General features: G+C 63.8%; 1 protein-coding gene. It reads right to left on the minus strand.

Features of this window, described 5'->3' with window-relative positions:
- A partial coding sequence (locus tag D7X55_RS47170) for a ribonucleotide-diphosphate reductase subunit beta (RefSeq protein WP_147470540.1) occupies positions 1-406 on the minus strand: 406 nt, incomplete at both ends.

The following is a 406-nucleotide window of genomic DNA, read 5'->3' on the forward strand; positions in this document are numbered from 1 at the left end:
CTTCTTTTCCATGCCCAGCTTGGCGAAGTGCTGGTCGGCGCAGTGCTGCAGGTACTGGCGCATGTCGCGGGTCGAGATGCCGGCCACGCCACCGGACAGCACGTCCTCGGCGAACTGCACTTCGCATTCGATGGCTTCGGCCAGCATGTCGTAGACCTGCTGCTTCATCTCGTCGTCGAACAGGTCCGGCTCTTCCTCACGCACCACGCGCACCGACTCGAACGCAAACTCCATGTGCGCGCTCTCGTCGCGGAACACCCAGTTGGTGCCCGAGGCCAGGCCCGGCAGCAGGCCGCGCGAACGGAAGTAGTACACGTAGGCGAACGCAGCGAAGAAGAACAGGCCTTCGATGCAGGCGGCAAAGCAGATCTGGTTGAGCAGGAACTGGCGGCGCTGTTCGCGGGTC

Source organism: Corallococcus sp. AB049A, assembly GCF_003668885.1.
Lineage (GTDB): Bacteria > Myxococcota > Myxococcia > Myxococcales > Myxococcaceae > Corallococcus > Corallococcus interemptor.